Raw genomic sequence first — 15,042 nt, 5'->3', positions numbered from 1 at the left:
TCATTTTCAGCTTGTAATGCCTCCATTGAACCCTCTACAGGTAATGATTTTTTTGTTTCCTTTTTCATGGATGGACGCCCCTTTTTCTTTGGAAATAGAGCGTCCACACCTGATTCTTCAACCTGCCTTTGCCATTGAAGAATTGTAGAAGGAGAAGAAATGTTATACACAGCCGCTGCTTGTTTAAAAGACGCTCCAAGTTCGCTCATATAATTTAGTACGTCCATTTTAAAATGAATATCATAGTTTGTATAGGATGAAATTAATCCATTTTCACCATTTTCTCTATATTGAGCTATCCAAGTTTCTAAGGGGGTTTTACTTACATTGAAACGCCTAGCAACTGCTCGAATAGACTCTTTTCCATTTAAATAGTCTAATACCGCCTCAAGTTTTAACTCAAATGAATATTTGGCCATAAAAAAACTGCACCTCCAATTGTTAGTTGTGTCTAACAATTGGGGTGCAGTTCATTCTGCTCCATTTATTTGTCCCTTTTTTATTAATTCAGCGTCCTTTAATATTTGGGTTTTGACTCTACTAGTTAATGAAGTATAACCAACTTTTGACTCGTAAGCAATGCCATTTGCTAATTGGTCAATATATCTTCCACCACTAAATGCAATGTTGCCCGTACCCTTAGCAACCTTTCCAGCTTTTCCAACAGCACCGCCTGGAATCATCCCCATTGAAGAATAAAAACGCTGTTTATTGCTTAGTGAGCTATCTGTCAAAAGATCGTGACCCATAGAAGCTTCATAAGCTCCCTTTACGAATCCAATACCTGGAACAAAGGTTAACCAATTCAACCATTCTTCAAGATCATTATGGATATCCCATAAACTATCATCAATCTCGATAGGATTCATACCACTTGGGTCATAAAGATTAATAGCGTAGGAATATATATGGGTTGAGTGATAAAGGGTTATTGGGACTTTAGCTATTTCATATGAACACTCATTTCCATTAAAAGTAACGTTTAACCTGCTTGTAATTTGTTTTCTACTGTAATTTTACCCCACAAAAAAACTGCACCTCCAAATTATTCGATGATGTCTAACAATTGGGGTGCAGTTCAGTTATACGTCTAAGGTTTTTGAAAAACTATAAAATAGTCTTTATTTCTAGAAATCCACAACCAGTAATATTACCTTCTTCAACTAATTGCTTAAAAGTTTCTGACACGAATACTGGAATTTCATCTCCTTTTAATTTGAATATATTTTTGTTATTTATTTTGTCTTCAGAAACTGCATATTTTCTAACGGAATATATTTTTTCACCGTCTAAACCTATAACACTATAATCAGAGTTTTCTAGGTTTAACGCGTTAACAACCCCCAAAACATTTGCAACAAAATATTCATCAAATTCTATTTTAGATTTACTTTTTAAATCAATAACACTAACAGGTAAAAATTGGATATCTCCGTCGATATTTTTTATTAATTCCTTAAACTTTTTTGATACAATGAACCACCCTAAATTATTTGCTAAATAGTCAGTAAATCTATTTCCATCATTTATATTAAAATAAAATGTGATATTGTCGCACCAATTCTCTAAAAAATTACCTTCCTTTAACTCGTACTGTTCAAATCCATGTGTATCCTCACAATGAACAACTACATCATTATCGTTGGAATTATCTAAAATCAATTTGAAATATTTCATTTCTACCTCCAATATTCTTTGTAGAGCATGTCTGGATTATTCCTTATCTCCTGCTTTAATCCTTCAAACAATTTAAGGAATTTCCCCCTATCTCCTTTTGCTATTTTATCAAAAGTACTCAGCTTATCTAATACATAGTCATGATATTCATTTTTGTGTCTTCCTTGATGTGGTAATAGTTCCTTATTCCATTCATCATCTAAATCTAAATCATATTTTTTTGTTATATTCTCCATTTGAGGAGTGTATTTCTTACTTTTATTAGTAACAAAGTGATGCTTTTGAAACGGCTTAATAGAACTCTTTCCGATTTTGCTAATTCCACCGCCGCCTGGGACCATACCGATTATTGCATAAAAACGCATTTTTCCGTTTAGTGAGTTATCAGTTAAAAGATCGTGGCCAGTTGAAGCTTCATAAGCGCCTTTGATCACTCCAACGCCCGGAATAAAGTTTATCCAATTGGACCAATCTTCAAGATCATTATGGATATCCCATAAACTATCATCAATCTCGATAGGACTCATGCCACTGGGGTCATAAAGATTAATAGGGTCATTATAGGAATAAATATAAGGGTTGAGTGAAATAGGGTTATCTCTTTCCCCTTTATATGGATCTTTTGAAACAAACCGTCCAGTTTCAGGATCATAGTGATGAACATTAAGGTAAAGTAGTCCAGTATCATGGTCTGTGATTGCACCAGTAAAACCAATCGGTTGCGATAGTTCCCCTTTTATAACCGTCATTTTCCCAAAAGGACTGTATTCGTATTCTGCAGCAACCGCACCAGCTTCATCAATGACCTTGCCTTGCAAACTTATAGATTTAACAATTTAAGTAGTAAACATACAAATGAAATATATAAAGAAAAACGTTCACAAACCCATTTTGTTTAACTAAGGCTACTTGTTCGTATAAGATTTATTTACTTTAATTTTCTTACAAAACATCTTTTATTGGGAGTTGGTAATCCTTAGAAGCTAATAAATATTCTATCTCAGTTTTTAAGTCTTCATTAGATATTTTAATGTCCTTAGAAATAGTTATTTTTAGTACTGGTTTTGGTTCAATAGAAGGATAATGCACTTGAACTCTAGTATAATTTTTTCTTTTATGTAACTAAAAACAGCGCATTCAATCAGAGACATAGTACGCTCTTTCTCTAACTCTTGTTAATTTTTTTGAAGACTTGTTCAAAGAGTTTCTATAGATGGATATTAACTGCAAATTTGTAAAAAGATATTTCCGTCACAGTTTTCCTATTAAGAATGTAGTAAAATCGATCTGAAAATAATACGATAATAGGATTGATTATAAAATGCATTACCCTACCATAAAGTGTTTGAAAGATCAACGTGTTTATGCTGTAAAAGATAGATATTTATGTGCCTGTGGTACAGCAAANGAACTTCTTGAAGAATTTACCTCTATTTTATCTGGAGAACCATCTGAAAAATATGATGCGTATTCATATCCCTCGTTCTGAATATAAAGAGACCAGTATTCTGCATGAGCATTTGTCACTTTGACATTATCATTTGGTGCCATTTTTTTTATTTCCAGAGCTGGCGTATCACTTTTATTAACAGACACACTCTTTCTTTGAACGTTAATCTGTGCATTCTTTTGACCATAGTTAGTTATTACCATCATACGATTAGGTCTAAGAAATTCGGTTTTAGAAGAAGTATAGTAATTTCCACTTTTCACTTGACCATTTTCAAAATAAGCTATACCTGTATCACTACCAATAATATCTACATTTTTCGTCATTATACTATCTTGATTAACAATAGAATAACTCTCGTTTGGTGCAAGACTAATCTTATATACAATCTCTTGAGAATTTATAGAATAACTCCAGCTCTCTGGAATATTTATAGAAAGTAAGCCTTTATTTGCATGGAGTAATAGTTTTTTGTCTTCAGAGAGAACTAATAGTAAGCCAGATTCCAAATTATAATCTCCATCACTACTATTATTATGACTTGATTCAATTACAAAATCATAATTAATGTCACTGGCTCCAGCATTTGAGATAGACATGCCCATATCTTCTGTTCTTGAAGGAAGTATCTCAATTGTTTGTCCACTACTGACTAGAATACTTTTTGTTGGGGGATCATCACTAGTATCATTAGTCAATTGTTCATCCGCAGCAAATACAAGGGTATTTCCTTTCAAAAATAAGAAAAAGACGAGTACAGACAATAAACACAGTTTAATAGAATAGTATAAATAATTCACAAAAAACACCTCCTAATTTTTGACTACAATGTCATTTTAATGCAATTATTGTTAGTTTTACATAGCGTAACTTAAAACAGAACTTTAAACCCAGATGCAATATTTTGATAAATAAATGTAGAAAAATAGACATAGATGTAGATATATGGCACCTAGAAAATCATAAATTTACATCAATTCGCTAACCATAATTAGGTAAATGGGAATTAATACAAATATACATTCAGGTCTATTTATTTACAGTATCTACAATTCTTTTTGTGAATATTCAGGAAATTAGATCTATGCATTTTGCTTCGCAATTTATTTGTTTAAGTTCAAATTTAGTTTTTACAATGATCACTTTGTAAAAAGACAATAAAGTTATTTAATCAAAATAGTCAAATAAGAATAACCCCGTTCTAATTTAGGACGGGGTTAAAAATATAATTGTTTAATTTTTGAAGAAAGGTACTTCACTATACTAAAACATAATAATAAAGTCGTTTAAATATCAAAGGTTTATTCTACCATAGCGCCGGATTGTTGAATAACTGCTAGTTATACTGAACAAAGATGCAAACGAAAATAGGGATGATACTTTCAATCTAAAAATCATAATCGAAATACTGTTTAACAAAATCTGGCATAAGGTTACTATCATTTTCATCTCCAATATTATCTAAATCAAAATCATAAAAATATAAATATGCAATACTCTGTTTCTCATTAGATGTTCCAATCATACCAAATGATTTTAGAAACTCATTTCCTTCAACTACTTTAAAAGAGTAACTATTTATTGAAAATTTATATTCAGGGGTAATCAATTCATCTTTAGTAGTAGAAGTAATGTTTAAAAATGTATAGTTTTCTGCTATTTTTTCTTTTTCACCTTCATATGTTTTATCATCATATTTTACAATAAGTGCAATAGAGTTAGATTGAAACATTAAAACTGTTTTATTCGTATATCTATATTCGATATCCTCATATTCAGGTAAATAATCAAGAGTGGGCATCATTTCTTTTGCATGTAATCAATTTCAGTTCCAGTGTTAAGATAATTTTCTATATCCGAAGTTGTCTTGCTACAACCTGTCAAAGCAAATAAAAATGGAATTACTATCAAAATTTTTACAAATAACTTTTTCCCTTTCAGAATTCCCATTTTGCTCCACACTTTGGATTCTCTCCTACTTCAATATATAAATTACATCTTTAAATTAAACGGACTGTATCAATACAGCCCATCGCTGTTCGATTCTCGTGCCCTTTAATGGAATAACTACAATATGAATTCAAACTTGAAATCAATTAATACTTGTTTAACTAAGGCTACTTGTTCGTATAAGATTTATTTACTTTAATTTCATACAAAACATCTTTTATTGGGAGTTAAAAATCCTTAGAAGCTTATAAATAATCTATCTCAGTTTTTAAGTCTTCATTAGATATTTCAATGTCCTTAGAAATAGTTATTTTTAGTACTGGTTTTGGTTCAATAGAAGGATAATGCACTTGAACTCTAGTATAATTTTATCTTTTATGTAACTAAAAACAGCGCACTCACTCAGTGACATAGTACGCTCTTTCTCTAACTCTTGTTAATTTTTTTGAAAACTTGTTCTAAAGCGTTTCTATAGATGGATATTAACTGTAAATTAGTAAAAAGATGTTTCCGTCACAGTTTTCCTATTAGGAATGTGGTAAAATCGATCTGAAAATAATACGATAATAGGATTGATTATAAAATGCATTACCCTACCATAAAGTGTTTGAAAGATCAACGTGTTCATGCTGTAAAAAATAGATATTTATGTGCCTGTGGTACAGCAATAAATTGGGCCTCTCGTAAAGAAAAAAGGATTCTAAAACAAATTGTCTTTAGGAAAATAAATGAAATTAATTGTTTTGAATGCAAAGAGAGAATCAAAAAGTTATAGATAGAATACTTTCAATATTTTCGTATTAATCATGATTCTGTACCAGTATTCCTAGAAGCAAAAAGGAAAAGCTGAACCTCCTTTAGGGGGCAACAAGCCCCCTAACTACGTCATACCTTTTCACACTCCCTTTCTTTTAAAATCAGAATTATATCATCTTACTATGTTTCAAACATAGAACATAATAATTTTCTTTCTAATAAATATCCACGGTAGGTTGAGCTATAAAACAACCCATCGTTAATAAACTATATGCGTCATACCTAAATGAACCTCCGTATATGAAACCGTACATACGGGGGCGTGAGAAATCGGGGATTAGTCACCACCTTCCTACTCGATTACTTATAGAAGCTAGTTATGTCTCACTTTTTTCTTTTCAGTCATTTGAAAAATTAGTAGAGTCAGAGCTGCTATTTTTCTTAAACTGTCTGTCTTCTATTCTTTTGTAAATATTATCTATTAGCTTCTGATCCTTCATTATTAGTTTTTTATTTTCATTTACTAATTCTTTTAATGTTTTTTTCCGCATATCTAATTCCTCTTTCCGTTTAATTGCTGCAGTTCATGTTCCAGTTCACTAAGGCGAAGCTCGAATAGTTGAGCGTCATTTATTTTATAAATTCCAACGCTTAAAAGCTTGCTGATAATATAATCTTTCCTGGTTTCAATTGTATCCCGTAATATTCTGGTCATAAAAGCTTCACCTTCCTTCTTATTAACATTTCCTTCTATAATTTCTTAAACCAATCTGTGGCCATGGCATTCAGTTAAATTTAGCGCTACACCATAATATTATTGATAATGATTATCATTGTCAATAATATTATGGTGTAATAAAAAAATCTACTCCCCATCATCCTCGGCTGCAGCTGTTTATCTTTCATATCCCTATGAACCCAAGTGGTATGCGTCCTATCGAGATTAATGATAGACATCAATTACAGCTAGATGCCTTGCATCATCACTTAGCTCATTAAAAATAAAGGTCTCAGTCTTTCCGTTAATTATTTTTTGAACAAAATGCCCTAAACCATTATATTTATATGAAATATTGTTTTCTAGTGATGTATAGCAGATAAGTTGATTTAAATTATTAAAATGAAGGATATTTTCACCTTTTTTAATGTTGGCGATACCACATTAATTAGAATAGAATAAACCATAGGGCTGAAGACGTGTTGGAGTTAATTAAGAAAGCAGCAGCGAATCTTTTTCCAGGATATTTTGCAATGGTTATGGCGACTGGTGCTCTATCGATTGGCATGTATCTTCTGGGTTTGCATTCAATTGCCAAGATTTTTTATTATGGTATTTATAGCTAGCTTTGCATGGGCTGCAGTATTTTTGGCACTTATACATCACATATATAGAACTATAAAATCTCAATTAAAAATTCCAAACGAAAGTTAAGTATAAATATCGGAGTTTTCATTTGTTAGTTCGTGACAGAAAACCAACTAGTCAAGATATTTGCTAGTTTATGTAATGAACACATGCTGTATATGGGATATTAATAGGAAAAAGTGGATTAACTACGTTAAGGAATTCCCTATATAAAAAGTCCCGTTTCTCAATTCCAAATTAAAAAATAGGACTTATTTATTACTCCAGAAGATAGATTTTTCTTCTAGTTATATTGGCCGTCTCTCCAAAGAATTGTAATTCCATCTTTTATACTTCTTTGTACATCAATGATCCGCTGATTGGACGAACCTCTGAACATGATCTGTAAGTCCTTTTTTGATAATTCAAAACGACCGTCTATCATCACATCGAGATACCGTAATATCTCATTTTTATAGTCAGGTAATTCCTCAAACACATAACCAGTATATAACCATATATTCTTGTTAGTCTTGGCTTTGATTTCTTTAACAAGCTTCAGTGTGTTCTCATATTGAATAGTAAGGCTATCTCCACCACTAATTGTTACATCGGAGATAGGATTTTCTTCGATAATTTTCATCAATTCACTTATGCTATATTCTATCCCACTGTTTTCATTCCAAGAGGAGGGATTATGACATCCCTCACAATAATGATTACAACCTGATACATAAATGACAGTACGGATGCCATTCCCATTATCAGTAGAGTCAGTATCGATATTCATGATTCTCATTTCTGACACCCATGTTTTACTCTATTGCTTTCTTCATTTTGTTTTGAGCTGTTCCATTTGTCCATGCTTCCTACCAAGTATCCAGTTATTCTTCTTATTCGCTCAATTTTATGTTCCTCATGATTATTACACTTAGGACATTCGTTGTAAATAACGCCATTGTATCCGCATTGAAGGCAGCGATCAACTGGAACATTAAAACTACCGTAACCTATCCCATTTTCTTTCATAGCCACAACATAAGATTCTAGTGCATCAATATTCTTTGAAGCATCTTCAGCTAATTCAACATATGTAATGTGACCTGCATTTGTTAGCGAATGGTAAGGTGCTTCCTTTTTAATCTTATTGATGGCATTAATCCTATATTCAACAGGAACATGATTGCTATTAGTGAACCATTCTTTATCTGTTACTCCTTTGATGACTCCATGTTTTTTTCGAGCCATTTTTAAAGCTTTACCTGCATAGGATTCGGCAGGTGTTGCTAGCAATGTATAGTTTAATTTTGTCTTCACTGTTAATAGATCCATCTTTTCTTTCATGAATGAAACAATTTTTAAGCCAAGATTCTGAGCTTCTTCGCTTTCTCCATGATGTTTTCCAGTCAAGGCAACTAAGGCTTCAGCTAAACCAACATATCCAACGGACAAAGTACCTTGACGAAGAACTTCTTTTAGAAAATCATCTTTATTTAGTTCCTCTGAATCCCGCCATATATTTTGCCCATATAAAAATTTAAAATTTGCAGATCTCTTCGTTGATTGATATAAGAACCTTTCATATAGTTGTTGGCTTGCTAGGTCTACATAATAGTCTAGCTTCTTGAAAAATTCTTCTATGCTATCACTTTCCAACGCAATCAAAGGGAGATTAATAGAAGTAAACGAAAGGTTTCCTCTTCCCACAGGTGTTGATTTGCCATTAATATTTGCTAAAACTCTTGTTCTGCACCCCATTGTTGCAATATGCGTTTCAGGGTCATCTTCTTTATAGTATTGTAGATTAAATGGTGCATCTACAAATACATAGTTGGGAAAAAGACGTTTTGCTGTGGTTTCAAGCGACAACCTGAACATATCGTAGTTGACATCGCTTGCTTTTAAATTGATGCCATCTTTTACTTTAAAGATTTGAATAGGGAAAATCGGTGTTTCTCCATTTCCTAACCCTTTTTGAGTAGCAAGGAGTATATTTCTAACAAGCATTCGACCTTCTTTTGTTGTATCTAACCCATAGTTAATACTTATAAAAGGGACTTGCCCGCCTCCGCGACTATGCATGGAATTACTATTATGAATAAAGGCTTCACAAGCCTGATAAACATCTCTATCTGTTAGCTCCCATGCTTTTTCTTCTATATCACAACTAGCTTGTACGTTTTCTAATAATTGGACATTATTCTTGTACGTCTTATATACATAAGGGGCTAAATCAAAGTCAAAGTTACTCATCGCTTGACCGCCGTGTTGTTGATTTTGATTAGATTGAAAAATGATAGAAGCTAAAGCCATAGCGGACATGATATTGTTTGGTTCACGCATATGACCATGACCAGTATCAAAGCCATCTTTTAACACCTTGCCTAATGGAATTTGAACACATGTTGTTGTGCCTGTTACATAGTAATCTAAGTCATGAATATATATGTAGCCAGCCAAATAAGCTTGTTTAATTTCTCCAGATAATAAACGTTCAATTGCGAAAAACTTTGCACTAGTAGAAGCGAAGAGTCCCATCATCCCCATAGGACTTTTGCCATCGACATTCGCGTTTTCTTGTATTAAATCTTGATTCTTACTTCCTGCAATTTCATTGAATTCCTCTAATAGATTATAAGAAACTTGAATCGTTTCCATAAATATGCCTCCTTGTTCTCGTTTAGAGTTTTTATATTTTATAGAGATAAAAGACTCTTACCACTTGTATACATCATCCTCTTATAATTCACTAAATTTCAATCGTCTCTCTTTTCTTTTTTGAGCACTACGAAATAAGCTTTTTTCTTCTTCTGTTTCCGGAGCAACACCGCAAACCGGGGTCGGAACCCCGTCACTATTAACTGCAACCATTGTAAGAATTGCAGTAGTGGTGGTTGTTCTTTCTCTTGTTTCTAAGTTTTGACACTCTACTTTCACATACACTTCCATTGACGTTCTCCCTGTGGAAATCACCACTCCTTCTAAAATTAAAATATCTCCAACCCTAGCAGATGATAGAAAATTCACAGTATCTATGGAAGCTGTAACAACTACATTTTTACTATGTTTCATAGCTGCTATCGCTGCTATTTCATCAATATAAGCTAAGACGGTCCCTCCAAAGATTGTTCCCATATGATTCGTATTGGGTGGCAATACAAGCTTGGTTTGAATTGTTCTAGAAATACTTGCAGGTAATTTTTCTCCCATAACAGACTCCCTTTCCTTTAAATAAATTGGCTACAACTCTTCGGGATTATAAATAGTTTTTCAGTAATATATTTTGAACAACAAAAAACCCATCAAAGTAGATGGGTGTAATAACGTGGAATCATCTATAATACAGTACTAATTCACTGCTCATAGTCAGAATACCCTCGTTATACCTTCCCAACTCCCGAAGAAGATAATACGCTATAAAAATGGCAGGTCTCCTGACTTATGCTTCTTCCTACTCTAATTCCTTCCCATCCTAAGACAGTGGATATCTTATTTCGTCAGCATTTACAGTTGCGGGTACAGTTCTGGTCTTTCACCAGATTCCCTATTAAGTCTTTTTCAGACACCATTATTATCGGTTACTATCTATATTTAGTATCATCCAGAAGTGAATAATACTAAATATTGTATAATTAAATATAATATACAATACTCATTTTTACAACCTCTTTTTACCAAATGGGTAATAATGACGGGGATGTGGTCCTTTTTTTATATTGTCAATCGTTACTAAATAAAAACAGGCAAGAACTCTAAAAGGTTCAAGCCTGTAATATACTTCTTTACACATTATTATCCTATTTCTTAATCTGAAAGAAGTTGATTTTATTCCTCATTTCATTGGTCATCTCACCTATGCTAATAGCTAAAGATGTGACTTCTTTTGTCGAAGCAGACATTTCCTCTGCTGACGCCGAAAAGCCCTTTAGAAAAAAGGCGAAAAACGCCATTTATTAATCCAATAACTTGCATCAGTAGCCATTACGGTTTTCTGCCGCTAATTTTGTGTGAATCACAATCAGAGCTGGTTTCTTATCATTTTTGATTGTTGGGTAACCCTTCAAATTTTTGCAAATGGTTAAGTTATATTATGCATTTTCCTATTTTCGTAACTTCCTAAAACAAGTAGCCCGTTAATCTTATATTAGATTATTTTAAAGTGGAACGCGATAAAAGCTCTGTTGCTTCTTTGTCTGTTAGCTCATATCGGAAGAATAGTTGGTAAAACTCTTTCGTTTCTATTAACATGTCATAATTAAATTGTTCAGGGTAAAATAGATTTCCTAGCCATTTTATTCCTAAAATCCTATTAACTGAAGGCGGAAAACCCAGCCAATTATATGGACCTACAGGCACTTCATAAACCCTTCCTTCTTGAACTGCCTCTAAGTCCTTCCATATGGCATCTCCAGCTAAAACATCATCATACCTACTATTCGGTTCGAAAATAATCACATCTGGTTGCCATAATAGTAGTTGTTCCATGGAGACTTCATTCCCTCCCCCTTTACTTGCAACCTGATCAAGTACAGCTACGTTATCTAGTCCAACAAAGTCAAGGATTTCAGCGTGAAAGGATCCTTTTCCATTTGTATTTAATCCATCTTTTCCAATGCCGTAAAAAATTTTGATCCTCTCATTTTCAGGTTTTCCCGTATGAAATTCCTGAGCTGATTTAATGGCTTCAGCACTATAATCTGCAAGCTTTTTACCATAATCTTCTTCAGAAAGAATATCTCCTAATGTCATGTAAGCTTCTGGAATAGTATCTAACTTTGCTTCAATAAAAATAGTAGGTATTCCAGTCGTCTTTTGGATTTCATCCATATCTTCTTTAATTGTTTTCTTTGCTTCTCCAATATCGAGAATAACATCTGGCTTAGCTGCCATTAATGCCTCTAGGTTAAACGTGTCCCCATAGAACATGCCAAAACTAGGTAAATTCAATGCTTTTTGATTAAAATATTTCTCAGTATCCCCTGATGGTTTTCGTGCCCAGCCAATCATCTTTTCAGGAGCGATGGAATATAGAACCATTTGTGCCAATGGACCAGATGGAGCAACCTTGGTAATGTTTGTTGGAAGCTTAACCTCTCTTCCTGTTGAGTCCGTAAACATTCTTGTAGCTGGCTCTTTTTCTTCCTTTACTGTTTTCTCTAGGTTTACCTCTGACTCATCTTTATCATTGTTAATCGTCTTACTTTGATTACAGCCAGTTAAGCCAGCTAGAATTAATATGAAAATGATTATTAGTAAACTACATTTATTAAAATATCTCATTTTCCTACCTCCATTTTATACTCAATACATATAATCATTTTTCTCAATAACAAAAATACAAACTTCCTTTAAATTAGAAAGAAAGTACTGATTTCCGTAAGCATCTTTCGTGATATTCTCTACATGTGAACGAATATGATCATCTATTTCTCCATTATCGCAAGTGGGCTGATAGTGATTTATAAATTCCCTAGCTTCAGCAACCGAAGATAACGGCTGTCCAAACTGGATGAAACATTTTTTATCATAAAACGGAATACCTTTAGATCTTAGGTTATCGGCAAATAGATCGGCCCTCTTCCGATAATGATGAGAATTTCTTTCTGGTAGAAAGGAGTTTTCACTTCCATTCGACACTACTAAAATGAGTCTTTCACTACAATATTCAAATAATCTACCAATATCCTCTATATTACTTTTAAAAAAACTACTGACAACAACATCACATTTAGCCTCTTCACTTATTTCTGACCAATCACTTTTAATAACACGAAGGTTCTTGATGTTATCCTGCTTCAATCGTTCTACTAGATCCTCTAATGGTCGATCATCAATATCAACTGCAGTAACCACTTTAGCATTTTGAGCAATTTCAGCACTTAAATAACCTAAACCACAACCATCATCCAGAACAGATGCTGTGACAGGAATAAATGGATATATTTCTTTATAAATAGCATGATGATATTTTGTATATTCAGCTGCCTGCTTATACCACCTTGTACTTTTTTCTGTCCAAAACACAATCCTATCCCCCCGTTATTTCCCCATTTGGTACAATGACCCTAACATTGTCATTGCCTGATTCAATATCATGTAGCTGTACCCTTACACCATAAACTTGTTTAATTAATTCTTCCGTTACAATCTCCTGAGGATTTCCCATTTTAACAATCTTACCTTTATAAATGACAAGTGCTTTATTCCCATACAAAAAAGCATGCTCCGGGTTATGGGTTGACAGAATCACAATATACCCTTGGTTAGCAAGCTTCTTCACCCACGTCATGACACGCAGTTGATTCCCATAATCAAGGTTTGCTGTTGGCTCATCCATGACAAGAATGCTTGTTTTTTGGACAATCGCACGGGCAATAAGGGTAAGCTGTCGTTCTCCACCGCTAATCTCTGCATATCCGCGGTTCCATAGATGAGAAATCCCCAGCATTTCTAAAGCATCAAAAGCCTCTTGTTCGTGAATAGCCTTTGGCATGGATCCCCCTTTCAGATGAACGGTTAGTCCCATAAGCACTATATTTAAAACAGTGAAATTAAATGTTGGATGATGTGACTGTGGTATATAAGCAATTTTCTTCGCTAAATTCACTGTCTTCATTTCTCGAATGCTTATTCCATCTATTAAGATTTCACCATTGAAATTTTTCGCTAATCCTAATAGACAACGAAATAGCGTACTTTTTCCAACTCCATTAGGTCCAAGTACACAAAGTAAATCTTTAGGATGTGCAGTAAATGAAATATTGTAAAGAATTTGGCGATCGTGATAGCTGCAATTCAACTGACTAACTTCAATTGTCATAACCTATTTCCCTCTCGTAAAATTAGATACACAAAAAATGGTGCTCCAACAAAAGCAGTTAATATACCCAATGGAATTTCCTGTGTTGCTAACAATCTTGAGAAGTTATCAACAACTAATAGAAAACTTGCCCCAAGAAGCATAGATGCTGGAATGAGCACTCGAAAGTCTGCCCCAACAATCATTCTAGTAAAATGTGGGATAACAAGCCCAACCCATCCAATCATTCCACTAACTGAAACACATGCAGCAGTAACTAATGTTGCACAGGCTATGACAATAACACGAACGAACTTTGTATTTACCCCCATCGTTTTAGCCTCTTCTTCCCCCATAGTCATCACATTTAATTTCCATCTTAAAAACATAAGAGGAATTAAGCCAATGAAAATCGGAAAAGCACTAATGAAAAGGTCATGTAAACGAATTGCCGCTAAACTACCCATTAGCCAGTATGTAATCGCTGGTAATTCATTATTTGGATCAGCGACAAGTTTGATAAATGATAGTCCTGCCGAAAACAAGGAGCCAACCATAATTCCTGTTAAAATTAGTCCTAGAGACGGATTTGTTTTTACTCTCGAACTAATTATCCATACGACAAAAACCGTCACTAACCCAAATAAAAATGCAAAAGCTGAAATACTAAACTTGCTAAATCCAAGAAAAATTGCTAAAGCCGCTCCGAATCCGGCTCCTGCAGATGCTCCTAGTAAATCTGGGGAAACCATTGGATTCTGGAATAGTCCTTGATATGTTGCTCCTGCACAAGATAAAGCTGATCCGATTAAAACAGCTGCCATCACTCGAGGTAATCGAATTTGGAAAATGACCGTTTCAACTTCAGCTGGCCATGTCGTTTTAAGAAAAAATATCTTTGAAGAAAGCACTTTTATGAGCTCTAGCGGAGAAACGGGATATCTCCCTAGTGTAAAAGAAATCATAAAACAGAGAATAAGAAAAAGTGATAAAAGTAAAAATTTAATGTGAGTTTCCTTTTTAAACGCAGATTCTTTATAGAACTTCATTACATAACTCCATTCA

The 15,042-nt window shown here is 33.6% G+C and carries 15 protein-coding genes and 1 riboswitch; of the genes, 1 reads left to right on the top strand and 14 read right to left on the bottom strand.

Annotation, left to right across the window (positions count from 1 at the left end):
* From C1726_RS26420 to C1726_RS24680, 7 genes are all read right to left on the bottom strand, one after another.
* The coding region (locus tag C1726_RS26420; protein ID WP_180968133.1) for a helix-turn-helix domain-containing protein at positions 1 to 419 on the bottom strand (419 nt) is incomplete at its 3' end.
* Between the two features lie 51 nt (positions 420 to 470).
* On the bottom strand, positions 471 to 869 hold the full coding sequence (locus C1726_RS24710; protein ID WP_102275579.1) for a pre-toxin TG domain-containing protein: 399 nt from the start codon (positions 867 to 869) through the stop codon (positions 471 to 473).
* 238 nt (positions 870 to 1,107) lie between these two features.
* Positions 1,108 to 1,677, bottom strand: a complete 570-nt coding sequence (locus C1726_RS24705; RefSeq protein ID WP_102275578.1) for an imm11 family protein — start codon at positions 1,675 to 1,677, stop codon at positions 1,108 to 1,110.
* 2 nt (positions 1,678 to 1,679) lie between these two features.
* Positions 1,680 to 2,495: an RHS repeat-associated core domain-containing protein gene (locus tag C1726_RS24700; protein WP_102275577.1), complete on the bottom strand. Its 816-nt coding sequence runs from the start codon at positions 2,493 to 2,495 to the stop codon at positions 1,680 to 1,682.
* 2,019 nt (positions 2,496 to 4,514) lie between these two features.
* Positions 4,515 to 4,931 carry a hypothetical protein gene (locus tag C1726_RS24690; protein ID WP_216629068.1) on the bottom strand — a complete coding sequence of 139 codons (417 nt, stop codon included), beginning with the start codon at positions 4,929 to 4,931 and terminating at the stop codon, positions 4,515 to 4,517.
* Between the two features lie 1,300 nt (positions 4,932 to 6,231).
* Complete coding sequence (locus C1726_RS24685) at positions 6,232 to 6,384, bottom strand: FbpB family small basic protein (RefSeq protein WP_102275575.1); 153 nt, start codon at positions 6,382 to 6,384, stop codon at positions 6,232 to 6,234.
* Positions 6,385 to 6,386: 2 nt separating this feature from the next.
* Complete coding sequence (locus C1726_RS24680) at positions 6,387 to 6,548, bottom strand: Fur-regulated basic protein FbpA (protein ID WP_102275574.1); 162 nt, start codon at positions 6,546 to 6,548, stop codon at positions 6,387 to 6,389.
* A gap of 485 nt (positions 6,549 to 7,033) precedes the next feature.
* Here C1726_RS24680 and C1726_RS26415 point away from each other — a divergent pair, with 485 nt between their 5' ends.
* Complete coding sequence (locus C1726_RS26415) at positions 7,034 to 7,177, top strand: hypothetical protein (protein ID WP_180968297.1); 144 nt, start codon at positions 7,034 to 7,036, stop codon at positions 7,175 to 7,177.
* A gap of 305 nt (positions 7,178 to 7,482) precedes the next feature.
* Here C1726_RS26415 and nrdG read toward each other — a convergent pair whose 3' ends face one another.
* The 7 genes from nrdG to C1726_RS24645 all read right to left on the bottom strand — a co-directional run bounded on the left by nrdG (position 7,483) and on the right by C1726_RS24645 (position 15,026).
* Entirely contained in the window at positions 7,483 to 7,977 is a 495-nt protein-coding gene (gene nrdG / locus C1726_RS24675; protein WP_102275573.1) for an anaerobic ribonucleoside-triphosphate reductase activating protein, read from the bottom strand.
* Positions 7,974 to 9,836, bottom strand: a complete 1,863-nt coding sequence (locus C1726_RS24670) for an anaerobic ribonucleoside triphosphate reductase (RefSeq protein WP_102275572.1) — start codon at positions 9,834 to 9,836, stop codon at positions 7,974 to 7,976. The genes nrdG and C1726_RS24670 overlap by 4 nt, the downstream gene beginning before the upstream one ends.
* Positions 9,837 to 9,917: 81 nt before the next feature.
* Positions 9,918 to 10,388 carry an acyl-CoA thioesterase gene (locus tag C1726_RS24665; protein ID WP_102275571.1) on the bottom strand — a complete coding sequence of 157 codons (471 nt, stop codon included), beginning with the start codon at positions 10,386 to 10,388 and terminating at the stop codon, positions 9,918 to 9,920.
* Positions 10,389 to 10,585: 197 nt separating this feature from the next.
* Positions 10,586 to 10,763, bottom strand: a riboswitch (cobalamin riboswitch).
* 564 nt (positions 10,764 to 11,327) lie between these two features.
* Entirely contained in the window at positions 11,328 to 12,458 is a 1,131-nt protein-coding gene (locus C1726_RS24660; protein ID WP_102275570.1) for an ABC transporter substrate-binding protein, read from the bottom strand.
* Between the two features lie 21 nt (positions 12,459 to 12,479).
* On the bottom strand, positions 12,480 to 13,202 hold the full coding sequence (locus C1726_RS24655) for a class I SAM-dependent methyltransferase (RefSeq protein WP_180968296.1): 723 nt from the start codon (positions 13,200 to 13,202) through the stop codon (positions 12,480 to 12,482).
* Between the two features lie 4 nt (positions 13,203 to 13,206).
* Complete coding sequence (locus C1726_RS24650; protein ID WP_102275568.1) at positions 13,207 to 13,998, bottom strand: ABC transporter ATP-binding protein; 792 nt, start codon at positions 13,996 to 13,998, stop codon at positions 13,207 to 13,209.
* Positions 13,995 to 15,026, bottom strand: coding sequence for a FecCD family ABC transporter permease (locus C1726_RS24645; protein WP_102275567.1), 1,032 nt, complete (start codon positions 15,024 to 15,026; stop codon positions 13,995 to 13,997). The genes C1726_RS24650 and C1726_RS24645 overlap by 4 nt, the downstream gene beginning before the upstream one ends.
* Between the last annotated feature and the right edge of the window lie 16 nt (positions 15,027 to 15,042).

It is taken from the genome of Cytobacillus massiliigabonensis (assembly GCF_900199725.1).
In the GTDB taxonomy this organism is placed as follows: domain Bacteria; phylum Bacillota; class Bacilli; order Bacillales; family Cytobacillaceae; genus Cytobacillus; species Cytobacillus massiliigabonensis.
This window is presented reverse-complemented; position numbering and strand designations above follow the sequence as displayed.